The sequence below is a fragment of the uncultured Roseibium sp. genome (genome assembly GCF_947494555.1).
Lineage (GTDB): Bacteria > Pseudomonadota > Alphaproteobacteria > Rhizobiales > Stappiaceae > Roseibium.
The window spans coordinates 233448-258064 of record NZ_CANLVF010000002.1 but is presented as its reverse complement, the minus strand read 5'-3'; the positions used below and the strand labels follow the sequence as shown (position 1 = coordinate 258064).

Sequence of the window (24617 nt, the reverse complement as noted above, 5' to 3'; positions counted from 1 at the left end):
ATGAGCGGGCGTCTTGCCACGGTTGGTTACAGGATCGCACATGCCATTCCCGTGATCCTGGGGGTTGTTGTGGTCAGCTTTTTGCTGACCCGCGCCCTTCCAGGTGACCCGGCGGTCTACTTCGCCGGGCCAGCCGCCGATGAAGCCTCCATTGCCCAGATCCGCACGGCGCTCGGGCTCGACAAGTCACTCCCGGAGCAGTTTTTCGTCTATGCCGGGGATGTTCTTTCCGGTGATCTGGGGCAGTCCATATCAACCGGCCAGCCGGTTCTGTCCGACCTTGCAAACCGGTTGCCGGCATCGCTTGAACTGACCCTGACGGCGCTTCTTCTGTCATGCGCCATCGCCATACCGCTCGGGGTCCTCGCTGCGACCCGGCCCGGAACCACAGTCGACCATTTGTGCAGGGTTTTGGTGACGGCCGGCGTTTCGCTGCCAACGTTTTTCACAGGCGTTGTGCTGATCTATGTTTTTTACTACCTGCTCGGCATCGCGCCGTCTCCGCTCGGGCGTCTTGATTTCATCTATATCGAGCCGGATCACGTAACTGGATTCTATCTGATCGACGCGGCGATCGCCGGCGACTGGGAAACCTGGATCGGAGCCGTCAAACAGCTCATCCTGCCGGCGATCACGCTTGCGCTTTTCACGCTGGCACCGCTCGCCCGCATGACACGCGCCGCAATGCTGTCCGCGCTCTCTTCGGACTACATCCGCACGGCGCGCGCCGCAGGACTGACTGAAAACAAGGTCCTTTTCACCTATGCGTTCCGGAACGCACTCCTACCCGTGATTACGACGCTCGGTATGGTCTTTTCATTCACGCTCGGAGCCAATGTGCTGGTTGAAAAGGTCTTTGCCTGGCCCGGTATCGGATCATATGCGGTTGAGGCCCTCGTGGTGTCCGACTACGCGGCAGTCCAGGGTTTTGTGCTTGCGATGGCTCTGCTTTTCGTCGCGCTCAATCTCATCATCGATATTGCCTACACGCTGATCGATCCTCGCATTGGATTTGAAACCAGATGAGCGACGCCACTTCCAATTCGCTGCACGTGAAGAGCAACGACAGCGCGCTTGCGCATGTTGCCTATGTGCTGAAGTCCAATCCAATCACGATGCTCGCGTTCTCAATGTTCGCGGTCCTCATCGTCGCGGCAGTGTTCGGCCCCTCGCTCGTGCCATACGATCCACTGACTTCCAATGCGGCAAACGCATTACAGCCGCCATCGCTCGCGCACTGGTTTGGTACGGATAACCTTGGGAGGGACGTGTTTAGCCGTGTTGTCGTGGCGACGCGGCTCGACCTTGCCATCTCCGTAGCGGCAGTTGCGCTGTCTTTTGCCATTGGCTCAGTTCTCGGCAGTATTGCCGGGTATTGGGGCGGCTGGATCGATGCTGTTCTGAACCGCTTGTTCGACACGATCATGGCGTTTCCGCTTTTCGTTCTTGCCATGGGTATTGTGGCGGCCCTCGGCAATACAGTTGAGAACATCGTCTACGCGACAGCTGTGATCAACATTCCGTTCTATGCCCGGCTGGTGCGCGCGGAAGTCAATATCCGGCGCGAGTCCGGATTTGCACTTGCGGCAAAGCTCTCCGGAAATTCCGACATCCGCGTGCTGGCATTGCATATCTTCCCGAATGCACTGCCGCCGATGATGGTGCAGGTCTCGCTGAACCTTGGTTGGGCCATCCTCAATGCTGCGGGCCTCAGTTTTATCGGGCTCGGCGTACGTCCGCCTACGGCTGAGTGGGGGATCATGGTCGCAGAGGGGGCGAATTTCATAGTGTCAGGAGAATGGTGGCTGGCGTTCTTCCCGGGGTTTGCGCTGATGTTCGCCGTTTTCACGTTCAATCTCATGGGCGACGGTCTGCGTGACATTGTCGATCCAAGACAGCGCACGTAAGCAAGGCGATGATGGGAAAGCAAATGAGCTTGTTGTCGCTCAGGGACCTGAAGGTCGACTTTGAGACCCGCAAGGGCACTGTAAATGCCGTGCGGGGCGTTTCACTGGAAGTCGGCAAGGGCGAGATCGTCGGCATTGTCGGCGAATCGGGCTCGGGTAAATCTGTCACGTCCTACGCACTGATGCGGCTCCTCGACAAAGGCGGGACAATCTCCGGCGGCGACCTTGCATATGGCGGCATCGATCTGAAATCCGCGAAAGAAAGCACGATGCGGGATCTGCGCGGCCGCGAGATCTCCATGATCTTCCAGAACCCGAGGGCAGCTCTCAATCCGATCCGGAAAGTCGGACACCAGATCGAGGACGTCTTGCGGCGCCATGCCAAGGCCACCCGCGCCAATGCCAGGGCTGAAGCGATAAAGGCACTGAAAGCGGTGCGCATCAATGATGCCGAGAACCGCTATGAGGCATATCCGTTTGAGCTGTCTGGGGGCATGTGCCAGCGGATTGTCATTGCGATTGCGCTCGCCTGCGATCCGAAGCTTCTGATCGCCGACGAGCCAACGACCGGCCTCGATATTACGACGCAAAAGGCAGTTATGGATCTGATTGCGGATCTGATCGTCGAACGCGGCATGAGCGCGATGGTGATCACGCACGATCTTGGTCTTGCTGCTCAATATTGCAGCCGGATCGTTGTGATGAAAGACGGCGAAGTGGTGGAAGCGGGAAGTGCCCGGAAGCTGTTTTCCTCTCCAGAGCACCCTTACACGCAGAAACTTGTCGATGCGACTCCCAGGGCCGGCGTTTCTGTTCGCGAGTTGCTCCTGCCTGAGCTGCGAACGCCGATGCCGCTAACACAGATTGTGGAGACACCGCTGCTTGAAGTTCGCGATCTTTATAAAACCTACAAGGGCAAGTCGGGACCGGTTCATGCCGTCAACGGCTTATCCTTTGCGATAAAAAAAGGGCAGAGCGTCGGACTTGTCGGAGAGTCCGGTTGCGGCAAATCCACAACGTCGTCAATGCTCGTCCGTCTGCTTGATTCCACCAAAGGAGAGATCCTTTTCAAGGGTGAAGATCTCGCAGCGATACCGGCGAAACAGTTTGCGCGCGATCCTCGGCGCGCGTCCATTCAGATGGTGTTCCAGGACGCAACCGACAGCTTTAACCCGAGGCACACAGCACGCCAGATCATAGGAGAGCCGCTCGCGCGACTGTCGCCCTTGAACAGATCAGCGAGAAAGGCCCGCATTGATGAACTGGCGGACCTCGTCGGGCTTCCCGTCGCTTTGCTGGACCGTTTTCCGCATCAGCTTTCCGGGGGACAGAAGGCGCGCGTTGGCATTGCCAGAGCAATTGCGCTCGAGCCAGAATTTCTCGTTCTGGACGAACCGACGGCTGCGCTCGACGTCTCCATTCAGGCGATCGTATTGAATTTGCTGGTCGATCTGCGAGCCAAGCTCGGTATCAGTTACCTGTTTGTCAGCCACGATCTTAACGTCGTTCGTCTGCTGTGCGACGAGGTCATTGTGATGAAGGCGGGCGAGATCGTTGAGAGCGGTCCGGCTGAACAGATCATGTCATCCCCTGACCATCCCTATACGCGCACCCTGCTTGAAGCGGCGCCGCATCCGCCCGTTTTATCGTCCCAGGCTGCGAAAGCCGCTGAATAAGATCAAGAAGAGTTTGAGGATCAACATGTTCGATTTGCCTTTTACGCTCACATCGCTCAAGGCGGCCTATGAAGACGGGATGAAACCTCGGGACATCATCGAAGAGGTTTACCGGCGGATCGAAACGATTGGCGACCCGGGTATTTTCATACATCTGATCGACATGGCCGAAGTCATTGAAACGGCGGAAGCACTAGGAGACTACGACCCGGCGAAGCCGCTCTGGGGCGTACCCTTTGTTGCCAAGGACAATATCGACGTGGCCGGCAAGCCGACGACGGCTGGCTGTCCGGCTTACGAATACACGGCGAGCGAAGATGCGTTCGTAATCGCAAAGTTGAAAGCTGCCGGAGCTCTTTTGGTCGGCAAGACCAATCTCGATCAGTTCGCTACCGGACTTGTTGGCGTTCGCTCTCCCTATCAACCACCAAAGAATTCGGTAGATCCCGCACTTGTGCCCGGCGGGTCTTCATCAGGATCCGCGGTCGCTGTCGGTCATGGCATCGTAAGTTTCTCGCTCGGAACAGACACGGCGGGTTCCGGCCGGGTGCCGGGCGCTCTGAACAACATTGTCGGCCTGAAGCCAACCCTCGGGGCGTTGTCCGCCTCAGGCGTTGTTCCCGCTTGCAGGACGCTGGATACGGTTTCGATTTTCGCGTTGACCGTTGAAGACGCATATGCGGTCTTTCAGGTAACCGCGAAATACGATGACAAGGATGCTTTTGCCCGGAAAACCGGCGCCGCTCCGCTGGCTCATGTGCCGCTGAACCTGAAAGTCGGTGTGCCGGACGGTGCCACGATTGAATTCTGCGGCGACAAGGTTCAAGAGCGTTCCTTCGCAGATACCGTTGCGCTGTTGAAGGCCAATGGTGTTGAGATCGTCGAAATAGACTTTACGCCTTTTTATGACGTGGCCGACATGCTTTACGAAGGAGCATGGGTCGCCGAGCGCCATACCGTTATTGAAGACCTGATGCGTGACACGCCAGAGGCTGTCCATCCGGTGACACGGGAAGTGGTTGGCAAGGCACTCGGTCTGTCGGCAACAGATGCATTCCGCGGCATGTACAAGCTGAAGGAACTTGCACGGAAGACCGAGAAGGTGCTTGCAGATGTTGATCTTCTGTGTGTGCCAACGATGCCGACATTCTTTTCGGTCGCTGATCTGGAAGCCGATCCTATCGGTCCGAATTCGCTCAACGGGACCTATACCAATTTTGTCAATCTCCTGGATATGTGCGGCCTTGCGGTTCCGGTCTCGGCGCGAAACGATGGCAAGCCAGGCAACGTAACGCTGCTTGCGCAGGCAGGACGAGACAGTTTTCTGGCATCCATTGGTGCCGGGCTTGAGCGCCTCGCGCCGCATACGCTCGGCGCCACCGGGTGGGCTTTGCCGCTGTTGTTGGACGCAAACCCTTATCCCCAGGACGATGAACTCGCGGTTGCCGTATGCGGCGCGCACATGTCCGGCATGCCACTCAATCATGAACTGGTATCCAGAGGCGCCAGGTTTCTCGAAGCAACGACGACGAGCGATGCCTACGCGCTCTATGCGCTTGCGGGCGGGCCGCCAAAGAGGCCCGGATTGGTCCGGGAACGTGCCGGGGCTGGCAATACCATCGACCTTGAAGTCTGGGCGCTTCCTAGCTCGCAGGTGGGAAGTTTTTTGGCCGGAATTCCGGCGCCGCTGGGGCTTGGAAAGGTTGAACTTGCCGATGGCCGCATGGTCACAGGCTTTATTTGCGAAGCCGATGGAATAGCGGATGCAGAAGACATTTCGCACCTCGGCAGTTGGCGCGAATTCGCCGCAAGGGGCAGATCATCAGCCGCAGGTGTAAGTGCAGAACAAATGCACGCAAAGTAGACAGAAATGAAAATGCCTAAAAAATAGGCCTAATTGCTCATGGTGATTAGAAAAGCTGCAGTAACAGAATTACGAATACGCAGAGCACTTTCGTAAAAATATCAACGACCACAAATAGTTGCGAGAAAAATACTCAGAAAAACTCATGCAAATACATATGGCATGACCCTTGCAAAACTTAACCAAAAGGTCCGACAGGGCAGCAGGTGTGGTGCGGCTTTGTCTTAATAACGGAGGACGTAATGTCGAAATTTGAAATTTCCCGCCGCTCCCTTCTGCAGTCTTCTGCCGCTGGTCTGACGCTGCTGTCGTCAGCAGGGCTTTCCCGCTTGGCCCATGCTTCGAACTTGACCGTAGGCATCGTTTACGTCGGCCCGCGTGATGACTTCGGCTGGAACCAGGCTCACGCCGTCGCCGCGAGCGCGCTGAAGGAAGTGCCCGGCGTGACCGTCGTCGAAGAGGAAAATGTCCCGGAGACGATTGCAGTTCAGAAATCGATGGAGTCGATGATCAATCTGGACGGAGCAAACATGATCTTCGCGACGTCGTTCGGCTACTACAAACCGTTCGTTCTGGACCTTGCCGCAAAATACACCGACGTGGAGTTCCGGCACGCCGCGCCTCTTTGGACCGATGCGGATCCGAAAAACGCAGGCAGCTATTTCGGTTACCTGGACCAGGCGCACTATGTAGACGGTGTGGCCGCTGGTCTGTCTACAACGAGCAACAAGCTCGGCTTCGTTGCGGCCAAACCGATCGGCACCGTTCTTCGGAACATCAACTCCTTCCTGCTGGGTGCCCGAAAGGTCAATCCGGACGCAACCGTGCAGGTGATCTTTACCGGTGAGTGGTCGATGCCGGTTCGCGAGGCGGAAGCAGCAAACGCCCTCGTCGACGCGGGATGTGATGTCCTGACGTGTCATGTCGACGGGCCGAAAGTGGTGATCGAAACAGCGGAGTCCCGCGGCATCAAGTGTTGCGGTCACAATGCCTCCCAGGCACCACTAGCGCCGAACGGCTTTATCACCGGTGCCGAATACAAGTGGGAAACGATCTACAAGATGTTCGCGGCTGATCTCGGTGCGGGAGAACCCTTGCCGAACTTTACCGGCGGCGGATTTGATGTCGACTTCGTGCAAAGTACGCCCTATGGCGCCGGTGCAACGGAAAAGGCGATCGCCGCTGCAGACGCTGCGCGCGCTGACGTCAAGGCCGGCAAGCCGATCTTTGTCGGGCCGATCAACAAGCAGGACGGCTCGCCGCTTCTTGCCGCCGGAGCGAGCTTCGACAACTACGAACCGTCGCTCGATCAGACCGACTATCTGATCGAAGGCGTCACGGGCTCCATTACCTGATCATCGGATCTAACCAGCGTTCCGGACACCCATCTCAGAGAGGAAGTGTCCGGGACTTTCATTGGCGCAACGCCATTTGCGAATACGCGATTCTTCACTCAGTACGGGAAGCCGGTATGGCGGATACGACGGAAACCTCAGGCGTTCGAATGCAATCCGGAACGTCCTTTGAACTGGTGGACCGTCTTCGCAGATCTTCTGAGTTTTTTGTCATTCCACTTTTGGCGTTAGTCGTTTCCGGTCTGCTGTTTTCAGCCTTTCTCCTAACGCTCGGCAAGTCGCCATTGGAATTTTTCTCCCTTGTCTGGCGTGGTGGTTTCGGAACCAGTTTTTCCTGGCAAAACACATTGGTTCGAGCAGCGCCACTGGTCTTCACCGCGCTTTGCGTTGCAATTCCGGCACGGCTTGGCCTTGTTATCATTGGAGGCGAGGGGGCGCTGGTACTCGGCGGCTTTGCGGCCGCATCCATCGCCATACCAATGGTGGGTTGGGCACCTGCGTTTTTGATGCTCCTGGCGATGTTTCTGGCGGCAACGATTGCAGGCGGAGTGTGGATCGGACTGGTCGGGGCACTTCGGCACTATCGGGGTGTCAACGAAACGATCGCTTCGTTGCTGATGTTCTATATTGCAGTTTCGATCCTGAACTTCTTCGTCGAGGGCGCACTGCGCGATCCGTCTGACCCGAACAAACCCTCGACCAAGCCAATCGGCTCGGAAAACATGATCGGCGCCATACCGGGAACGGATGTTCACTGGGGGCTGCTCGTTGGCATTCTGCTTTGTATTGCGCTGTTTCTGGTCATGAACCGCACCACTTTCGGCTTTGCTGCGCAAATTGCGGGGGGCAATTTGCGGGCGGCGCAAGCGCATGGACTACCCGTTGGCAAGCTGATGGTGGTTGCCTGCATGATCGCCGGAGCCTGTGCAGGTATTGCCGGATTTTTCGAAGTTGCAGCCATTCACGGCAAGGCCAACGCGTCGCTGATCGCCGGGTACGGTTTCACAGGGATCCTTGTGTCGTTCCTTGCGCGGCACAACCCGCTGGTGATCGTGCCGGTTGCCATCTTCCTGGGTGGGATCGCCGCTTCCGGTGGGCTTGTCCAGCGGCGCATGGATCTTCCCGATGCCACGGTTCTGGTGCTCCAGGGCCTTTTGTTCATCATCATCCTCGTATCCGAGACATTCTACGGCCGGTTTCAGATATTCAGACCCAAGGGAGAAGCGGCATGACGGACGATCCCGGTCTGATGACCGTGCTTCTGGCCATGTTTGCCGGTGCCATCCGTGTTTCCACGCCGTTCCTGTTCGTCAGTCTTGGTGAAATGCTGACGGAAAAATCCGGAAGGATAAACCTTGGGCTGGAGGGGACGCTGGTTTTCGGGGCGATGTCCGGATATGCCATTTCCTACCATACAGGATCGCCCTGGCTCGGTGTTTTGGTAGCCGGTATCTGCGGCTCCGCCTTCGGCGCGCTGCACGGGTATCTGTGCAAGCTTCCACGCGTAAACGATATAGCGATCGGTATTTCGCTGATGCTTTTCGGCACCGGGCTCGCCTTCTTTTTCGGCAAGGCCTACATCCAGCCCTCCGCACCAAGGCTGCCGGCGATTTCGTTTGGTGCCTGGAGCGATCATCCCGGTATCCGGCAGGCGCTTGAAATCAATCCGCTGTTCCTGCTCGGGTTAGCCCTGGCAGTCTTTCTGTGGTGGGCGCTGAAGAACACACGCTACGGCCTGATCATACGAACGACCGGCGACAGTGCTCCAGCTGCTCTTGCGCTTGGCGTGAATGTCAACAAGGTCAGGCTGTTGTCGACCATGGCCGGAGGATTTTTTGCCGGCATCGGCGGCTCGTTTCTGTCTCTCTACTATCCCGGTAGCTGGACCGAAGGCCTTTCGTCCGGCCAGGGGCTGATGGCGGTGGCGCTGGTGATTTTCGCCCGCTGGAACCCGCTCGCTTGTTTTTGGGCGGCACTTCTTTTCGGTGCAGCCGGAGCACTTGGTCCGGCACTCCAATCCATCGGGATCTCGCGCGGCTATCACTTCTTCAATGCCGCCCCATACATTCTCACCCTTCTCATCATGATCGTGAGCACGTCACCCCGGCGGTCGCTGAAGGGTGCCCCTGGCGAATTGTCGATCACAAAATAGGAGCGGCAGCATGAACGGACTTGGCGGACTGAACAAATCCCCGAATGGCGTTGTCCTCGGGATGGTGCAATTGCAGCTGCCCAATGTCGTCAACGAAGCGGACCTGGCACACCAGACTGGGGTCATTGTCGACATGGTCGAAAAGGCACGGCGCAACATGCCGTCCATGGATCTGGTCGTCTTTCCAGAATACGCCCTGCACGGGCTCTCGATGGACACCAATCCCGACATCATGTGTACGCTTGACGGGCCTGAGGTCGCTGCCTTCAAGAAGGCCTGTATCGACAACGACATCTGGGGCTGTTTCTCCATCATGGAGCTCAATCCGGGTGGTATGCCGTATAACTCGGGCCTGGTGATCGACAACAAGGGCGAACTGAAGCTCTATTATCGCAAGATGCATCCCTGGGTACCTGTCGAGCCTTGGGAGCCTGGCGACCAGGGTATTCCGGTGATAGACGGCCCGAAGGGCTGCAAGCTCGCTCTGATCATTTGCCACGACGGCATGTTTCCGGAGATGGCCCGCGAATGCGCCTATAAGGGTGCGGAGATTATGATCCGCACGGCGGGTTATACGGCGCCGATCCGCGAGAGTTGGAAATTCACCAACCAGTCCAATGCCTTCTGCAATCTCATGGTCACCGCGAATGTTTGCATGTGCGGTACGGACGGTACGTTCGACAGCATGGGCGAGGGCATGATCGTCAACTTCGACGGCACGATCATCGCACACGGGCAAAGCGGTCGGGCAAATGAGATCATCACGGCGGAGGTGCGCCCCGACCTTGTGCGCGAAGCACGCATCAACTGGGGCGTTGAGAACAACATCTACCAGTTCGGCCACCGTGGTTATGTGGCTGTGAAGGGCGGTGCACAGGATTGCCCGTATACCTACATGACGGATCTGGCGGCAGGAAAATACCGGTTGCCTTGGGAGGCCGAGGTCGTTCACACAGACGGCACCTCCTGCGGCTTCGAAGCACCAGAGCGCGTTTATGGCGAAGAAGCCATGAGCGATGCTGCGGAGTGAGGTCCATGCAATTAGCAACAACAATTGCTGGCACCACGGAAGGCCCGGTCGCAGCCAATCCCTATTCCTGGCCCTATAACGGCGATCTCAGGCCGGAGAACACGGCTCTGATCATCATCGACATGCAGACGGATTTCTGCGGCAAAGGCGGTTACGTCGACAGCATGGGCTACGACATCAGCATGACCAGAGCGCCGATTGAGCCGATAAGCCGCGTGCTTAAAACCATGCGCGATAGCGGCTATCACATCATTCACACCCGGGAAGGCCACAGGCCTGACCTGGCCGATCTGCCGGCCAACAAGCGCTGGCGCTCCCAAAGGATCGGCGCGGGCATCGGCGATCCTGGGCCGTGCGGCAAGATCCTGGTCAGAGGCGAGCCAGGCTGGGAGATTATTCCGGAACTCGCGCCCGCAGTGGGAGAACCCATCATCGACAAACCTGGCAAGGGGTCCTTCTATGCAACGGATCTTGAGTTGCTCCTGCGAACGCGCGGCGTTCAAAACCTCGTTCTGACAGGTATCACGACAGACGTGTGCGTGCACACGACCATGCGCGAAGCCAACGACCGTGGCTTTGAATGCCTTGTCCTTTCAGATTGCTGCGGGGCAACCGATGCCGACAACCACGATGCGGCATTGAAAATGGTAACGATGCAGGGAGGGGTCTTCGGCGCTGTTGCCGACAGCGATACCCTACTGAAGGGATTGCATGCCACCGGTGAGGTCGCTGCATGAGTGTTGCGCAGGACATAGCGCCGGGTCAGCGGGCGATCAGCGTCGAAACCATTGGTATGACCAAAGTGTTCGGCAATCTAACTGCACTTGATGATGTGTCGATAAAGGTCGCCCCGGGCTCGTTTCACGCTCTTCTGGGAGAAAATGGGGCGGGCAAGTCCACGCTGGTCAAATGCATGATGGGGTTCTACCAGCCGTCCGGCGGTGCTTTGCTTGTCAACGAAAGTGAAGTCAGCGTTCCCAATCCGCGCGCGGCACATGCGCATGGAATTGGCATGGTTTATCAACATTTCACGCTGGTTCCTTCGCTGACGGCCGCCGAAAATCTTGTGATCGCAAGGGCGGACACGCCGACAGTCATAGACTGGAAGAAGGAGCGAAAAGCTCTTGGTGCTTTCCTGGAAACAACACCGTTCAAGGTGCCGCTGGAAGTGCCCGTTTCCAGCCTGTCTGCGGGAGAGAAACAGAAGCTTGAAATTCTGAAGCAGCTTTATCTCGACCAGCGTTTCTTGATCTTGGATGAGCCGACATCGGTTCTGACCCCTGACGAGGCTGACGAAGTTCTGGGCCTGTTGCGAGGCATGACGGAAGCGGGTGAGCTGACCATCTTGATGATCACGCACAAGTTTCGGGAGGTCACGGCTTATGCCGATGACGTAACGGTTCTGCGGCGGGGCCGTCTGGTTGGCAGCGGACGGGTGGAGGATCTTTCCGTTGAAGACATGAGCCGCATGATGATCGGCGAGACGGAAATCAGGGAAAGCGCCACACGAACCGTGCAAACGCAAAAGAAACTCAAGCTGGAACTGGCCGGTCTCTTCTCGGATGATGATGAAGAACTTCCCGCCATCGAGGCGATCAGTCTGAAAATCCACGAAGGAGAGATTTTCGGCATCGCCGGCGTCTCCGGAAACGGGCAGTCGGAGCTTATTGAGGTGCTGTCCGGACAGCGCACCCTCAACGACGGGCGAATTTTTGTCGACAAAAAGCCCTACGAGCCCGAGCGTGGCCAGATGGACATGTTCAAGGTGTTCGGCTTTTCAGAAGAGCCGCTCAAGAATGTTGCGGTTCCGCGCATGAGCGTTGCTGAGAACATGGCGTTTCGCACATTCGACAAGGCGCCCATTTCCCCTTTCAGGGGCTGGCTCTCGCCGCCGCCCATGCGCAAACAGGCGCGGGAACTTATTGCCGCCTATCGGGTCAAGACGCCTTCCACGGAAGAACCGATCGAGAATCTTTCAGGCGGGAATGTCCAGCGGGCCATTCTTGCCAGGGAACTCTCCGGCGAGGTGGATATTCTGATCGTCGCGAACCCCTGCTTCGGATTGGATTTTGCGTCCGTTGCCGAGATCCGGGCACAGATCATGGATCAGCGGAACAAGGGAGCGGCCGTGCTCCTGGTGTCGGAAGATCTCGATGAAATCCTCGAACTTGCGGACACAGTTGCCGTGATGTCTGAAGGGCGGATCACATACCAGTCTCCGATGGCGGAGACGGACAGGGCAACGATCGGGCATGCCATGGCGGGACATCATTGATGATCGAAGTCGAGGCGGCACCCTTTGCGTTCAAATTCGATCCCGTGCGAACCGCGCTGGTCGTGATCGATATGCAACGCGATTTCATTGAGCCGGGCGGATTTGGGGAAACTCTTGGCAACGATGTGTCTCACATGCAGCGTGCGATTGGCCCGACAAGAAAGCTGCTCCAGCTTTTTCGGGAAAGAGGCTGGCCTGTCATCCACACACGGGAAAACCATGCCGGGGATCTGAGCGACTGCCCGCCGGCGAAACGCGAACGAGGCGAGCCGTCTCTGCGCATTGGCGACGAAGGGCCGATGGGCAGGATACTTATCCGGGGTGAGCCCGGTGCGGAGATTGTTCCGGAATGTGCGCCCGTCGACGGTGAAACGGTCATCGACAAGCCCGGCAAGGGAGCGTTTTATGCAACGTCTTTGGGCGATGTGCTCAAGACGCTTGGTGCAAACAGCCTGATTTTCGCCGGGGTCACGACCGAAGTCTGTGTTCAAACCACCATGCGGGAAGCAAACGACCGGGGCTACGATTGTCTTTTGATCGAAGAGGCAACCGAGAGTTATTTTCCGGAGTTCAAGGCTGCGACGCTCGAGATGATACGGGCACAAGGCGGAATAGTGGGTTGGACCACGCCATTGGCGTCTTTCGAAACGGCGATCAATCAATAGACCGGGGGTGGCATGAGCGGAAAATTCGACGCAAAGGCGCATGTGGCGCACATGGAAGTTGTCATGGGTTTGACACTTGAAGAAGACTGGCGTCCGGTCGTTGAAGCCCATATAGCCGCAACGCAAAAGGCCGCAGAGCTCGTCCTGTCTTTCCCGATTGAGGAAGACATTGAGGCAGCACCGGTGTTTGAAGCATGAGCGTGGGCACGCCTTCACCCGCGCTGACTGTGTCGGAAATCGCTTCGTCAGTCGGAACAGGTACCCTTCGAGCCAAGGAGGTCGTTGAGGCGTCGCTGGCAAGGATTGAAGCCCTGAACCCGGCCGTCAACGCCTTTACCGATGTCACCGCCCAAAGAGCAACGGCCGAGGCGGAAGAGGTCGATGCTGCCGTTGCAAAAGGAGAAGAACTTCCCCTTGCCGGTGTACCGTTTGCGGTCAAGAACCTGTTTGACATTGAAGGTGTCGTCACCCGTGCGGGCTCAAAGATCAACCGTGAGAACGCACCCGCGGCGGTAGACGCCACGCTTGTTCGAAAGCTCCGAAGCGCGGGCGCGGTGTTGATGGGCGGGCTCAATATGGGCGAATACGCCTATGACTTTACCGGTGAAAATTTCCATGACGGCAACTGTGTCAATCCGCACGACCTTGGCCGCATGAGTGGTGGATCCTCATCGGGCTCAGGGGCCGCCGTCGCCGCTGGAATGGTGCCTTTAACGCTTGGATCGGACACAAACGGGTCTATTCGCGTGCCGTCATCCTTTTGCGGTCTCTTTGGCCTCAAACCGACCTACGGTCGCCTGTCGCGTTATGGAACCTATCCGTTCGTTGGCAGTCTCGACCATCTCGGACCGATGGCCCGTTCCGCAATGGATCTGGCGCTTGTCTTCGATGCCCTGCAAGGGCCTGACCCGTTTGACCCCGCGCAGGCGGAACGAGATAGCCTGGTAACGCTTCCGGAGCTTGAAAAAGGAACTGATGGCCTTCGAATTGCCGTTGCCGGTGGCTACTTTAGACAAAAAACCGAACCGGAGGCGTTTGCTGCTGTCGACAAAGTTGCGCAAGCGCTTGGCGCGACGACTGAAATCGACATTCCGGAAGCCGCCAGAGCTCGTGCATCTGCTTATGTGATAACGGTCGCCGAGGGCGCCAGTCTTCATCTGGACCGCATTACCAAGCGCCCCTGGAACTACGACCCCGATACGCGCGACAGGTTCCTGTCGGGAACGATGGTGCCTGCGGTCTGGGTTCAACAGGCGCAACGGTTTCGGAGCTGGTTCCGGGAAAAAATTCGGCGTGTCTTTCAGGATGTCGACGTCATCCTGACGCCAGCGACCCCGTTTTCCGCTCTTCCATCGGGAACAAAAACCATCACGCTGGATGGGGAGACAATGCCTGCGCGTCCGAACATCGGTCTCTTTACACAGCCGATCTCGTTTATCGGATTGCCGGTTGTGGCCGTGCCCGTTTGGCTTGAAGGGGCGTCCCTGCCGATCGGCGTTCAGGTCATTGCACCGGCGTGGCGCGAGGATCTCGCACTTCGGGTCGCAACCCAGCTTGAGCGAGCAGGTGTCTGTAGTGCGCCTGTCGCGGCCCTTGATGCCCCAATCACCTGAGGAGATGCACATGGACGATGCACGCTGGTCGGGCCGGAATGCGGACAAGGACAGGATCCGGCAGAAGATCTGGGCCGGGTTGGAAGACAGCCGAACGAGCATCGGCCCAGCCTTCAGCTGCATCCCGAATTTTGCCGGCGCTGATCTTGCGGCGCGAAACCTAGCCCGGCTCCCTCAGTGGCAAGCGGCACGGGTCGTGAAATGCAATCCTGACCCGCCGCAGATCCCGGTCCGGCTGCGGGCGCTTTATGAGGGAAAGATCGTTTATGCCCCTGTTCCTGAACTGTTGAAACCGTACCCTTTCGTACGACTTGATCCGGACAAATTGCACCAAAAGGGAATTCAGTTCGAACTGGCAGCAACCTCGCAGGGCTTTGTCGAACATGGCGAGGCCGTGGAATTTGAGGATATGGAGTTGCTTGATTTTGTCGTCGTCGGTTGCGTCGCGGTCACCAGGGCAGGAGCAAGGACCGGGAAGGGCGGTGGTTTCGCCGATCTTGAACTCGGGATCTTCCGCGAATTGTCCAAACTGAAACCCGAAACGCTGATTTCCACAACGGTTCATTCATCGCAGGTTGTTGACGATGGCGAGCTTGTCATGATGCGCCACGACAGCGCGCTGCACGCAATCGCGACCGAGGCGGAGCTGATCGAAACCGGCACAACTTTCACCCAGCCAAAAGGTGTTGCCTGGGATGAAGTGCAGCCGGATCAGTTTCGGGATATTCCGTTTCTCGCGACACTGCGCGATCGGCTCGAAACAGCGGGGAAGGGCGACTGATGGAAATCAACATTGCATCGGTAAAAGCCGAAGTTGAAGCGGTTTTTCAAGAGTATGAGACCGCACTTGTTACCAATGACGTCGAGACACTGGACCGATTGTTTTTGGATGCTCCGACAACTATTCGCTATGGCGGGGGGGAAAACCTCTACGGCTACAAGGAAATTGCCGCCTTCAGGTCATCAAGAGACGGTGCGGATCTTCAAAGGTCACTCGAGCGCACCGTTATCACAACATACGGCACGTCCTTTGCGACGGCTTCGACGCTGTTCTTTCGAGACACCGCTCCAGGCAAGACAGGGCGGCAAATGCAGACCTGGGTCAAATCGGAAGCAGGCTGGCAAGTGGTTGCCGCACATGTCAGTATCATCTCCAAGGAAATATGAGCCGCGTCAGCGCCTTGCCGACAACCGCTTGACCATAGCCCCAAGTTAAGAGTTCCAGAAATCATGGCCGGTTCATCGGACAAGAAGACCTTCAATCCAGCTTCCGTGCGCGCTCCTTTCGGGAACTACAATCACGGCCTCTTTGTCCCTCCAGGGGCAAGTCTGCTGGTCACCTCGGGGCAACTCGGCATACGACCAGACGAGACGATACCACCGGATGTGGCGGGTCAGGCCGAAGTCTGTTTTCAGGCTGTCGACGCGATCTTGACGGAAGCTGGCATGAGCTTTGAAGACGTGATCCGTATCTCGGGATTTGTGACCAGACGAGAAGATTTTCCGGCCTATATGGCCGTCAGGGATCGCTACACCGGTGCCATCAAACCGGTCTCCACGCTGCTCATCGTCAGTGGTTTTACACGCGAAGAGTTTCTGGTTGAGGTAGAGGTGACGGCAGCCAAGGTTTTTTGAAATGTCCAGACCATCCCAACACAGAAACAACCTTCACCAGCGCCGGGCCTAAAACTTTTCCATTTCCGCGCCCACTTTCTGAAGGAAGGCGGATGTTGTTTCCGGCGTACAATTGTTCATGTCGTAATGGGCCAGATAATTCACTGGTGCACCCAGTTTGATTTGCGCACGGATGACCCTTTTGACGATCTTGCGTGGGGGATCGCCAACCAGCAAGGCACGCCATCTGCTGCCGCCATATGTCATGACCGCGCCAAGCTTTTGAATATGCCGCAGGGTGGGCGTCAGTTTGCCGTTTTCCAGATCGAAGGACACGCCCGGCAACCAGACACGGTCGAAATACCCCTTCAAGATCGCCGGAAAGCCGAAGTTCCAGACGGGGGTACAGATAACCAGCGCTTCGCAAGCAAGAAGCCGTTCGCAATAGCCGTCGACCAGTTCTCTGTTGTCCGGAACCGTGTGATAGATGTCCCTGTCACGGGCGGACAACACAGGGTCGAAACCTTCCTCGTAGAGATTGCAGGGATCCACCTGATGACCGGCTTTTTCAAGACTTTCGCAGGTCTTGTGGAACAGCGCCCGACCGAAGCTTGCCTCTTGCGGGTGAGAATGAAGTACTAAGACGCGCATGCCCTCATGCCTCGGCAAAGGTCTGGAGGCCCGGGAAGAGGTAGTTGCCGCCCGAATTGAAGTCGAAATCCGGGTTATCCCAGGCAATCATCTTGCCAGGATTGAGCAGCCCTTTCGGATCGGTTTCCTTTTTGAAATCGAGCTGAACCTGGTCGGTGCGCTTCATGCCGCCTTCTTCCAGCGTGTACCGGTGTGGATTGAAAACCGGACAGCCATTTTCCTCGTGGAGCCGGATGATCTCATCCAGCCGCTCCTCAGTCGTAAAGCGGATCAAGGGCAGTCCCGAGCACTGGACCTGACCGTCGAAACGCAGGAACTCAAGATGTCCGAAGATTTCGCCAGGGAACATCTTGGTGGTTTTCCGGACGAGTTCCACATGGTTCGGACCGGGATATTGCGTCTGCAGATAGGTGAAAGAGTTGTCGAACTTCAGCGCTCGAAGGGTCGTGTGGTTCCAGGCCAGCTCATAGACATGCGGAATGCCCTTCATGCTTTCGACTGCGTCGGATCGAAACCGGATTGTGCCTTTCATACGCTCGGCGAGAGCGAGGACTGCAGACATTGATTGCGGCGCCACCATCAGCACCGTAACGGCTTCACCTTCCTTCAGCCACGGTTTGTGGCGGGTGAAAAAATCAAAAGGGATCGGCGCTGCGATAGGTGCCACTTCTTTCAGGAGAAGGCCGTTGCTGCGCGCGAGCTTGTCTGAAAAGACGACCGCATCCATGAAGGTCTCGTGGCCGACTATGACATCCACCCAGCCATAGGCGGTCGTCAGGGGCATTTCGACCTCCGTAATGATGCCGTTTGTGCCGTAGGCGTGGCTGACCTTCTGCAAGTCCCAGGTCGAAAGTTCGATTACACGTGGTTCGGCTTCCATCGTTACGATACGTAGACGCAGAATATTGCCGAGGTCTCGCAGACCGCCCCAGTGCACGGAGCCGACGCCGCCCGAACCGCCGGCAATGAACCCGCCAATGGTTGCCGTCTGTGCGGTTGATGGGTGAAACCGCAGTTCCTGGCCGGAATGCTCTTTGGTCAGCTTGTCGAGCTTTGCCATGACGACACCCGGTCCGCACACCACGCGGCCCGGTGCAATTTCCTTCACCTCATCCATTTTGGACATGTCGAGGACAATGCCCCCTGAGAGCGGCATGGCCTGACCATAGTTGCCGGTGCCCGTTCCGCGCGGTGTGACTGGCACACCATGGCTGAATGCTGTCTTCAGGACCCTGATCACCTCATCCTCGTTCTTCGGTGATACAAGGAGATCGCCGGTGACATTGTCGAGCTGTCTCTTCAACACGGGCGAGTACCAGTAAAAGTCCCGGCTTTTGGCTTGTACGAGCTTCGGATTGTCTTCCACTGCCACGCCATCAAGTTCGCTCTTGATCTGTTCGTAATCGGCCATTGTCAGCCTTTCATCAGTGGGTCAAGTTCACGATAGTCCGGCAGGCAGCGGTCGATGCCCATGCCATTCCGCAAAATGATGCGGTCCGCCTGCGGACGAGAAAGAAATTCGCTCCAGTTTCGAGCATTGAAGACAACCAGATCGGCAGTGGAACCCTTTTGAATGCGGCCGAATTCAGGAGCCTGAAGAATGTCCGCCGGAAGGCTGGTGATGATTGTTGCCGTGTCGTCCAGCGGATGATCGAGATGCGCAATCCTGACCGCCTCGCGAAAGACTTCGACCATATCCAGGTCGCCATAGGCATAGAACGGATCGCGGGTGTTGTCCGAGGCAACGGCGATGGGAACGCCTGCGGCCTTGAGTTCGTGAAAGAGTGTAACGCCGCGCGACCTTGGTGTTCTGCCCGGATGCCGGTCCTGAAGGTACATGTTGCACATTGGCAGTGAGACGATGGAAATCCCGGCTTCGGCCACTTTTTCAATAGTTGCATTCGCCCGGTCTTCGCTTTGCCGCGCGAGCGAACAACAGTGTCCAACAGTAACGGCACCTTCGAAGCTGTTGCGCATCTTGGCTTCGGCAATGGAAGCCAGTGTCAGGATGTTGACATCCTGGGTCTCGTCGACATGGAGATCGACATCGAGCCCTCTGTCCGATGCAGTCTGGAAGAGACGGTCAAGCCTGCGGTCGAGATCCGGCAGGATGTGCGTTACACCGCCGAGCAAACCGCCACTGGCGGCAACCACTTCGACCAGATCGTCGAAATAGGCTTCGTCATCAATGGCATCGATCGGAAAGAGGGCAACGGCCTGCAGGCTGATGCGATCTTTCCAGCGCGCGCGCATGTCGGAAAAGACTTCAAACGAAATCCTGTGTTGCGGTGCCAGGCTATCGATATGAGTGCGGAGGAGATTGGTTCCGTGGGCATACGCGCAGCGCAGGGAGAAATCCATGCGCGTAGCGACATCATCCGCGTGCCAGTTGGCTTCCCTGTCAGCCCGCACGGCCTGCAGCGCGCCGTCGAAGTCACCGGTCGGGTTGGGTTCGCGGTCCCAGATGTGTCCCTTGTCGATATGCGTGTGCATGTCGGTGAAACACGGCCACACCATGCGATCCCGAAGGTCGGTTCCTTCGATATCGTCAGGTGCCGACCCGGAGGGAAGCACCGCTTCTATCCTGCCATCTGCAATGATGAGATCCGCAGACCCGAGGCCTTCCTTCGAAGGCGTCTCAAATCCAGCAGTAACCGCGATCGGTACGGTCGCCGAGCGCAAAGAAAATCGTCTGGTACTGGGAAATTTAAGCACAATCAGTTTTCCCGTTTCACGCTGCTCTCGTGCCAGCGGTGCAGCGTCCACCAGGAGATAAAGGACGTAATCGCAAAAATGAGAACGCCAAGGCTGGCTAGTAGGAAGAGCGCTGCGAACAGTCTGGAAATGTTAAGCCGGAACTGAGACTCCAACAGCCTGAAAGCGAGCCCTGAACCCGCACCTGCCGACCCTGCCGCAAACTCGGCAACGACCGCCGCGATGAGCGCAAGGCCGCCTCCGATCCTCAGTCCCGTCATGAAATAGGGCAGACAGGACGGCAGCTTGAGATAGACAAGCGTTTGCCACCGCGATGCCCCATAAAGTTCAAACAGGTTGAGCAGGTTGTGATCGACGCTCTTAAGCCCCTGGACCATGTTTGAAAGGATCGGGAAAAAGGCGACGACGAAGGCGCAGATCAGCAAAGCTGTTTGCGTCGTTGGAGCGTAAATCAGAATGAGCGGCGCTATCGCAATGATCGGCGTGACCTGAAGGATCACCATGATCGGATAAAGGGCTGTTTCTATCCAGCGGGATTGGACCAGCAGGATCGCCATTCCGCCACCGCCAAGCAGGGCGAGAGCCAGAGACATCAGCGTGATCTTTGCCGTGACCAAAAGAGCGGGAAACAGGATGTGCCAGTCGGAAACAAGGGAATTCACGACCAGCGAAGGCCCGGGCAGAATGTAGTGCGGCACTTCGTTGACCTTGACCATCACGTGCCACACGACGATCAGACAGGCGATCACACAGAGCGGGATAACGATCGTGAAAAACCGGTCCCGCCGCTTGGCGGCAGCGGCACTTTCCTTAGTCGGCAGTGTCGGACCTGAAGCGAACTCTCTTGGCTCTTCTTTTTTGGCGGGGTCGGAGTCGAGGCCTCCGTCTGTATGAACCTCATCCTCCTTGATGCTCGTCATTGTCAATGCTCGCCCCCTCCCATCGCTTCGGAGAGTTTGGCGGATACTTCCGAGCAAGCCAGGCGGTACTCTTCAGAGGTCCGATAACCGGCATCGCGATCCAGGCTGGTGTGAAGTGGAAAGTCTGCATGAACGCGTCCAGGGCGGGCTTTCATCACGACGATCCGGTTTGCAAGATAGGCCGATTCAAAAACGGAATGCGTGACGAATACCACCGTGATGCCGGTTGATTTCCAGAGCTTCAGGACGTCGTCGTTGAGTTTTTGGCGTGTAATCTCGTCAAGGGCTGCGAAAGGCTCGTCCATGAGCAGAAGCTTCGGCTCTGTCACAAGGGCGCGCGCAATCGAGACGCGCATTTTCATTCCACCCGACAATTCGCGTGGATACGCTTGATCGAACTCCTCAAGACCGACGCTCTCAAGCGCCGCCGTGATCCGCTCGCGAGCGGCTTTCTTGGAAATACCCTTCAGCCTAAGTGGAAGATAGACATTGCCGAACACCGTTTGCCAGGGCATGAGCGTCGGTTCCTGGAATACAAAGCTGATAGCTCCATCCGGTAGTCCGCGCGCGTTGATCCTGAGGCTCGGCCAGTCGAGCTCGCCCTGTGAAATTCCGCCCAGTCCCGCGATGATTCTGAGCGCGGTCGATTTTCCGCAACCCGACGGGCCCAGCAGGCTGATGAACTCACCGGGCCGGACACTCATCGACATGTCCGACAGCGCGACCGTGCCGTTGGAAAAAACCTTCGAAACATGTTTCATTTCGACAAGAGGGCGCGATGTGCTTGGTTCGCGCGCTGAAAGCATGTTTTTTTCTTGGCTGCCTTCTTCGGCTATGACCATTTTGAACTCGGAAAATTGGAGGCTCCCACCTCGCGCTTTTTGAGCGAGGTGGCAGACAGAAATTGCTTGTTTCTACTTCTTCAGGTCGAGACCGACGCCTTTGCAGACAAAGTCAACGGTATAAGACTGTTTGTAGTCAAGAGAGGCATCCACGACGTCAATGGATGCCAGCGTATCAAAGAACGCCTTGAAGTGATCGTCGGTCATGCAACCGATACCCTTCTCAAGGGTGTCGCCTGAATCCACGATGCCGTATTCCTTCATCTTGGCGAGGGAATAGGCCAACTGCCCGTCGGTCATCTCGGGGTTGTCTTTTTTGATCAACTCATTCGCGGCAGCATTGTCGCCATAAAGATAGTTGTACCAGCCTTCGATCGACGCATCGACGAAGCGCTGAACGAGATCCGGATTTTCATCTACAAGCGATTTGGATGTCGTGATCATGGTTGAGTAAGGCGTCCAGCCTTCATCGGCCAGCAGGAACACCTTCGGAGCCCATCCCGCCTGTTTCTCGATCTCGTAGGGCTCAGAGGTCAGATAACCCTGCTGCCCCGACTTTGGGTCCACGATGAATGGGGCGGGATTGAAAGTGTAGGGCTTGAACTGCGCGTCGGAAAAGCCGTCGAAATTCTTCTTCATCCACTCGAAGTAAGTGATGTAGCCATCTTTGCCCATGTAGATGGTTTCAAGTTTTGTCAGGTCAGTAAACTTCTCAATCCCCTGATCCGGATGTGCTGTCAGGATCTGCGGGTCCTTCTGAAACATGCTCGCGACATTGATGAAGGGAATGCCTTCCTTCACATAGTCGAACCCCTTCAGTGTTCCGCCCATGTAGAAATCAATCTTGCCTGAAATCAGCAGGGCATCATTGGCAGATTGCGGCCCGCCCGGAGCAATCGTGACTTTCAGACCATATTTCTCATATGTGCCATCGGCCACGGCCTGGTAGAAGCCGCCGTGTTCTGCCTGCGCCAACCAGTTCGTTCCATACGTCACCTCATCGAGCGCAATCGCATGAGGAGCTGCGATTCCGGTGAACAGAACAGTCGCAAGTAGTGTCTTTGCAGACGAAAAAACGGTCATATCATACCCTCCATTGGCGTGCGTTGCCGAGAAAACGCAGATTTTCGAAAATATTTGAGCGCTTGAAGTGCGCGTTGAAAAGCATCAAAATTCGCATGCAGCGATGCCTAATAGTCATCGCTGGAATTTCTGATGTTTATTTGTGCCTCATGCACATAAAGGAGGCAACGTTTGGCGCAGCTTCATTCTAGAAAGCTTCAGTATCTTGATGAGATCGCGCGTTCCGGATCCATCCGCAAAGCTGCGGACCGGCTGAATGTGTCTTCTTCCGCGATAAACCGTCAAATCCTTGCGCTGGAAGAAGAATTCGGTGTGCCCCTGTTCGAGCGATTGCCACGTGGCCTGCGCCTGACAGCTGCTGGTGAACTCTGCATAGAACACATTCGCGAAGTCCTGAAGGATTTTGGGAAACTGGAAACCCGCATTAGAGCCCTTAAAGTACCTCAGGCTGGACAGGTCTCGCTGGTAACGACGGTCGGACTTGCCTCTGGTCCGCTTCCGGAAATCATTGGAAAGTTCATCGAAAAGAACCCGCGCGTTCATATCAAACTGCGCAGCGACGGCGGCACGACCACAGTCAATCCCGTTCTGACAGGCGATGTTGATATCGGCCTTGGCTTCAACATAGCCGCCATGCCCGGTATCCGTACGCTGGCTACATTCGACATTCCAATAGGTGCCGTCGTCCCGCCTGGGCATAAGCTTGCGCAGGAAACCGGACCCATCGAGCTCACGGATCTTGTTCAAGAACGCATGGTTCTTGCGCAGTCAGGCACGAGCCTCAGGGACGTCATCAACCTTGTGCTGTCTTCCATTCCGGTACCTGTCGAGCCGGTGCTGGAGACCAATTCGTCCGAGACGGTGCGTCAACTGGTGCGGCGCGGGATTGGCATAAGCCTGCTCAATCCTCTTGATGTGGTTGAGGAGTGCCGGCGCGGCGAGCTGGTTTTCCGCCCGCTCGCAGCCATGAAAACCCATCATCAACCCATGAAATTGTTCACAAGGGCAAGGGCGTCCATGGATGCTGCCACGAACCTTTTCGTCGAATTTCTGTTGGGTGAACTGGTTTCTTTGGTTTCGGACCTCAAGAACGACGGCAGTCTGCCCGCAGAACGATGAAAGGTCATTCCGGCCGGTAAAGATTTGAGAGCGGATAGACGGTGAAATCACGCAGCATCTCAATGAAACCGCCTACCTGATGTGTGCAGATCTTCGCGCCTTTTTCGGCAGTTCCATTTGAAGCGTCGCCGACAACACCTGCCGGGTTCAGGTCGTGCGCAATCCAGGCAAGCGCATGCGGCGGTGTGGGCTGAATGTATTTTGAAGCCGCGCGCATGTCCTCTGCCTTGGATCTGAAGTTCTCGGCTTTCTCCATCCGCACAAGATCGGGACGGAAGTGCAGCATGAGTGATGTTTCGACGTCGCCGCCATGGATCCCGAACTTGGCTTCGTGATCCGATATCATGCCTTCGGGATGCCCGAACCTGCTCCAGTGTGTGACGAGGACGGCCATGTCATACCGCACGCGCAGTTCACGTGAGACGATGCTGATAATATCCGTGTTGCCACCGTGCGAATTGACGATCACAAGTTTGCGGACGCCAGCCTCGCAGACTTTCTGGCCGATGGCCGTCCAGGAGGGGATCAGCAACTCCGCGCCGAGGGACAATGTGCCGGGACCGTATTTGTGTTCGTTCGCCTTGCCGATTTCCTGAACGGGCAACACGAGAACATCCAGGTCATCAGGCAATTGCCGGCGCGTCTCGTCCAGCATCCCCGTGGCGATGGCGACATCTGTCGCGATCGGCAGATGCGGTCCATGCTGTTCCGTGGATGCAGTTGGCAGAACCGCGATCACACGCTCGGGATCAAGATCTGCAAAGTCGGCGGTGTTCAGCTCGTTCCAGTAAAACCACTTTGCCATCCGAGTATCCTCTAACTGGCGCTGCTATCATCTAAGATGGGGTAGAAAAATCAGCGCAGCATGAGAAGCATCATTATGTCTGCGGCTTGCTGCCTTTTTGCGGACGGTGAAAACAGCACCGGCGTGAAACGCAAATGTCGTTTGGCAGACGAGCATCCGTGCGACAACACTTTTGAAGACTTAAATCCTTTTTGATGCTCGAGAATCCGGCTTGCCCAACTTAGCGCGGGAAATGAGCCGTTCGACAGAAACCAGGTATGCACTGGGGTATTTTATCTCGGGACGCTTGGCTCTATCGGTGTCGAACGTCCTTAAAGATCGCGTGCGACAT

Annotated in this window: 24 protein-coding genes; 17 read left to right on the top strand and 7 right to left on the bottom strand. The window is 56.7% G+C overall.

The window, feature by feature from the left end; translation table 11 throughout:
- The 16 genes from Q0915_RS09770 to Q0915_RS09695 all read left to right on the top strand — a co-directional run bounded on the left by Q0915_RS09770 (window position 1) and on the right by Q0915_RS09695 (window position 16172).
- Window positions 1–1026 carry an ABC transporter permease gene (locus Q0915_RS09770; protein ID WP_299470823.1) on the top strand — a complete coding sequence of 342 codons (1026 nt, stop codon included), beginning with the start codon at window positions 1–3 and terminating at the stop codon, window positions 1024–1026.
- Window positions 1023–1907, top strand: a complete 885-nt coding sequence (locus Q0915_RS09765; RefSeq protein ID WP_299470821.1) for an ABC transporter permease — start codon at window positions 1023–1025, stop codon at window positions 1905–1907. The genes Q0915_RS09770 and Q0915_RS09765 overlap by 4 nt, the downstream gene beginning before the upstream one ends.
- Before the next feature lie 23 nt (window positions 1908–1930).
- Window positions 1931–3583 carry an ABC transporter ATP-binding protein gene (locus Q0915_RS09760; RefSeq protein ID WP_299470819.1) on the top strand — a complete coding sequence of 551 codons (1653 nt, stop codon included), beginning with the start codon at window positions 1931–1933 and terminating at the stop codon, window positions 3581–3583.
- Window positions 3584–3608: 25 nt separating this feature from the next.
- Window positions 3609–5447 (top strand): allophanate hydrolase, encoded by a 1839-nt coding sequence (gene atzF, locus Q0915_RS09755; protein WP_299470817.1) that lies wholly within the window; start codon window positions 3609–3611, stop codon window positions 5445–5447.
- 242 nt (window positions 5448–5689) lie between these two features.
- Window positions 5690–6802: a BMP family ABC transporter substrate-binding protein gene (locus Q0915_RS09750; RefSeq protein ID WP_299470815.1), complete on the top strand. Its 1113-nt coding sequence runs from the start codon at window positions 5690–5692 to the stop codon at window positions 6800–6802.
- A gap of 116 nt (window positions 6803–6918) precedes the next feature.
- Entirely contained in the window at window positions 6919–8034 is a 1116-nt protein-coding gene (locus Q0915_RS09745; protein ID WP_299470813.1) for an ABC transporter permease, read from the top strand.
- Window positions 8031–8954: an ABC transporter permease gene (locus Q0915_RS09740; protein ID WP_299470811.1), complete on the top strand. Its 924-nt coding sequence runs from the start codon at window positions 8031–8033 to the stop codon at window positions 8952–8954. The genes Q0915_RS09745 and Q0915_RS09740 overlap by 4 nt, the downstream gene beginning before the upstream one ends.
- A gap of 10 nt (window positions 8955–8964) precedes the next feature.
- Window positions 8965–9984, top strand: a complete 1020-nt coding sequence (locus Q0915_RS09735; RefSeq protein WP_299470809.1) for a formamidase — start codon at window positions 8965–8967, stop codon at window positions 9982–9984.
- Between the two features lie 5 nt (window positions 9985–9989).
- The gene (locus Q0915_RS09730; protein WP_299470807.1) at window positions 9990–10721 is read left to right on the top strand and encodes an isochorismatase family cysteine hydrolase; all 732 of its coding nucleotides are present in this window, start codon (window positions 9990–9992) and stop codon (window positions 10719–10721) included.
- Complete coding sequence (locus Q0915_RS09725; RefSeq protein WP_299470805.1) at window positions 10718–12259, top strand: ABC transporter ATP-binding protein; 1542 nt, start codon at window positions 10718–10720, stop codon at window positions 12257–12259. Before Q0915_RS09730 ends, Q0915_RS09725 begins: the two co-directional genes overlap by 4 nt.
- Window positions 12259–12924, top strand: coding sequence for an isochorismatase family cysteine hydrolase (locus Q0915_RS09720; protein ID WP_299470803.1), 666 nt, complete (start codon window positions 12259–12261; stop codon window positions 12922–12924). The genes Q0915_RS09725 and Q0915_RS09720 overlap by 1 nt, the downstream gene beginning before the upstream one ends.
- A gap of 12 nt (window positions 12925–12936) precedes the next feature.
- Window positions 12937–13122: a DUF4089 domain-containing protein gene (locus Q0915_RS09715; protein ID WP_299470801.1), complete on the top strand. Its 186-nt coding sequence runs from the start codon at window positions 12937–12939 to the stop codon at window positions 13120–13122.
- On the top strand, window positions 13119–14537 hold the full coding sequence (locus Q0915_RS09710) for an AtzE family amidohydrolase (RefSeq protein ID WP_299470799.1): 1419 nt from the start codon (window positions 13119–13121) through the stop codon (window positions 14535–14537). Before Q0915_RS09715 ends, Q0915_RS09710 begins: the two co-directional genes overlap by 4 nt.
- 10 nt (window positions 14538–14547) lie before the next feature.
- Window positions 14548–15318 carry a 5-formyltetrahydrofolate cyclo-ligase gene (locus Q0915_RS09705; protein WP_299470797.1) on the top strand — a complete coding sequence of 257 codons (771 nt, stop codon included), beginning with the start codon at window positions 14548–14550 and terminating at the stop codon, window positions 15316–15318.
- Window positions 15318–15704 carry an oxalurate catabolism protein HpxZ gene (gene hpxZ / locus Q0915_RS09700; RefSeq protein ID WP_299470795.1) on the top strand — a complete coding sequence of 129 codons (387 nt, stop codon included), beginning with the start codon at window positions 15318–15320 and terminating at the stop codon, window positions 15702–15704. The genes Q0915_RS09705 and hpxZ overlap by 1 nt, the downstream gene beginning before the upstream one ends.
- Before the next feature lie 63 nt (window positions 15705–15767).
- Window positions 15768–16172, top strand: coding sequence for a Rid family hydrolase (locus Q0915_RS09695; RefSeq protein WP_299470794.1), 405 nt, complete (start codon window positions 15768–15770; stop codon window positions 16170–16172).
- Window positions 16173–16220: 48 nt separating this feature from the next.
- On the opposite strand, the gene Q0915_RS09690 is transcribed toward Q0915_RS09695, so the two are convergent.
- From Q0915_RS09690 to Q0915_RS09665, 6 genes are all read right to left on the bottom strand, one after another.
- The gene (locus Q0915_RS09690) at window positions 16221–16802 is read right to left on the bottom strand and encodes an NAD(P)H-dependent oxidoreductase (protein ID WP_299470793.1); all 582 of its coding nucleotides are present in this window, start codon (window positions 16800–16802) and stop codon (window positions 16221–16223) included.
- Window positions 16803–16806: 4 nt separating this feature from the next.
- Window positions 16807–18213 carry an FAD-binding oxidoreductase gene (locus tag Q0915_RS09685; protein WP_299470791.1) on the bottom strand — a complete coding sequence of 469 codons (1407 nt, stop codon included), beginning with the start codon at window positions 18211–18213 and terminating at the stop codon, window positions 16807–16809.
- Between the two features lie 2 nt (window positions 18214–18215).
- Window positions 18216–19517 (bottom strand): cytosine deaminase, encoded by a 1302-nt coding sequence (locus tag Q0915_RS09680; RefSeq protein ID WP_299470789.1) that lies wholly within the window; start codon window positions 19515–19517, stop codon window positions 18216–18218.
- 2 nt (window positions 19518–19519) lie between these two features.
- On the bottom strand, window positions 19520–20437 hold the full coding sequence (locus Q0915_RS09675) for an ABC transporter permease (protein WP_299470787.1): 918 nt from the start codon (window positions 20435–20437) through the stop codon (window positions 19520–19522).
- A gap of 2 nt (window positions 20438–20439) precedes the next feature.
- Entirely contained in the window at window positions 20440–21243 is an 804-nt protein-coding gene (locus Q0915_RS09670; protein ID WP_299470785.1) for an ABC transporter ATP-binding protein, read from the bottom strand.
- A 108-nt stretch (window positions 21244–21351) separates the two neighbouring features.
- Window positions 21352–22362, bottom strand: a complete 1011-nt coding sequence (locus Q0915_RS09665; protein WP_299470783.1) for an ABC transporter substrate-binding protein — start codon at window positions 22360–22362, stop codon at window positions 21352–21354.
- 171 nt (window positions 22363–22533) lie between these two features.
- Here Q0915_RS09665 and Q0915_RS09660 point away from each other — a divergent pair, with 171 nt between their 5' ends.
- Window positions 22534–23481, top strand: coding sequence for a LysR family transcriptional regulator (locus Q0915_RS09660; protein WP_299470781.1), 948 nt, complete (start codon window positions 22534–22536; stop codon window positions 23479–23481).
- 4 nt (window positions 23482–23485) lie between these two features.
- On the opposite strand, the gene Q0915_RS09655 is transcribed toward Q0915_RS09660, so the two are convergent.
- Window positions 23486–24286 carry a creatininase family protein gene (locus Q0915_RS09655; protein WP_299470779.1) on the bottom strand — a complete coding sequence of 267 codons (801 nt, stop codon included), beginning with the start codon at window positions 24284–24286 and terminating at the stop codon, window positions 23486–23488.
- Window positions 24287–24617: the final 331 nt, after the last annotated feature.

What these genes read in the sequence shown, in the direction of transcription:
- Q0915_RS09770 (WP_299470823.1), top strand. Translation starts at nt 1, where the DNA reads ATGAGCGGGCGTCTTGCCACGGTTGGTTACAGGATCGCACATGCCATT.
- Q0915_RS09765 (WP_299470821.1), top strand. Translation starts at nt 1,023, where the DNA reads ATGAGCGACGCCACTTCCAATTCGCTGCACGTGAAGAGCAACGACAGC.
- Q0915_RS09760 (WP_299470819.1), top strand. Translation starts at nt 1,931, where the DNA reads ATGAGCTTGTTGTCGCTCAGGGACCTGAAGGTCGACTTTGAGACCCGC.
- atzF (WP_299470817.1), top strand. Translation starts at nt 3,609, where the DNA reads ATGTTCGATTTGCCTTTTACGCTCACATCGCTCAAGGCGGCCTATGAA.
- Q0915_RS09750 (WP_299470815.1), top strand. Translation starts at nt 5,690, where the DNA reads ATGTCGAAATTTGAAATTTCCCGCCGCTCCCTTCTGCAGTCTTCTGCC.
- Q0915_RS09745 (WP_299470813.1), top strand. Translation starts at nt 6,919, where the DNA reads ATGGCGGATACGACGGAAACCTCAGGCGTTCGAATGCAATCCGGAACG.
- Q0915_RS09740 (WP_299470811.1), top strand. Translation starts at nt 8,031, where the DNA reads ATGACGGACGATCCCGGTCTGATGACCGTGCTTCTGGCCATGTTTGCC.
- Q0915_RS09735 (WP_299470809.1), top strand. Translation starts at nt 8,965, where the DNA reads ATGAACGGACTTGGCGGACTGAACAAATCCCCGAATGGCGTTGTCCTC.
- Q0915_RS09730 (WP_299470807.1), top strand. Translation starts at nt 9,990, where the DNA reads ATGCAATTAGCAACAACAATTGCTGGCACCACGGAAGGCCCGGTCGCA.
- Q0915_RS09725 (WP_299470805.1), top strand. Translation starts at nt 10,718, where the DNA reads ATGAGTGTTGCGCAGGACATAGCGCCGGGTCAGCGGGCGATCAGCGTC.
- Q0915_RS09720 (WP_299470803.1), top strand. Translation starts at nt 12,259, where the DNA reads ATGATCGAAGTCGAGGCGGCACCCTTTGCGTTCAAATTCGATCCCGTG.
- Q0915_RS09715 (WP_299470801.1), top strand. Translation starts at nt 12,937, where the DNA reads ATGAGCGGAAAATTCGACGCAAAGGCGCATGTGGCGCACATGGAAGTT.
- Q0915_RS09710 (WP_299470799.1), top strand. Translation starts at nt 13,119, where the DNA reads ATGAGCGTGGGCACGCCTTCACCCGCGCTGACTGTGTCGGAAATCGCT.
- Q0915_RS09705 (WP_299470797.1), top strand. Translation starts at nt 14,548, where the DNA reads ATGGACGATGCACGCTGGTCGGGCCGGAATGCGGACAAGGACAGGATC.
- hpxZ (WP_299470795.1), top strand. Translation starts at nt 15,318, where the DNA reads ATGGAAATCAACATTGCATCGGTAAAAGCCGAAGTTGAAGCGGTTTTT.
- Q0915_RS09695 (WP_299470794.1), top strand. Translation starts at nt 15,768, where the DNA reads ATGGCCGGTTCATCGGACAAGAAGACCTTCAATCCAGCTTCCGTGCGC.
- Q0915_RS09690 (WP_299470793.1), bottom strand. Translation starts at nt 16,802, where the DNA reads ATGCGCGTCTTAGTACTTCATTCTCACCCGCAAGAGGCAAGCTTCGGT.
- Q0915_RS09685 (WP_299470791.1), bottom strand. Translation starts at nt 18,213, where the DNA reads ATGGCCGATTACGAACAGATCAAGAGCGAACTTGATGGCGTGGCAGTG.
- Q0915_RS09675 (WP_299470787.1), bottom strand. Translation starts at nt 20,437, where the DNA reads ATGACGAGCATCAAGGAGGATGAGGTTCATACAGACGGAGGCCTCGAC.
- Q0915_RS09670 (WP_299470785.1), bottom strand. Translation starts at nt 21,243, where the DNA reads ATGCTTTCAGCGCGCGAACCAAGCACATCGCGCCCTCTTGTCGAAATG.
- Q0915_RS09665 (WP_299470783.1), bottom strand. Translation starts at nt 22,362, where the DNA reads ATGACCGTTTTTTCGTCTGCAAAGACACTACTTGCGACTGTTCTGTTC.
- Q0915_RS09655 (WP_299470779.1), bottom strand. Translation starts at nt 24,286, where the DNA reads ATGGCAAAGTGGTTTTACTGGAACGAGCTGAACACCGCCGACTTTGCA.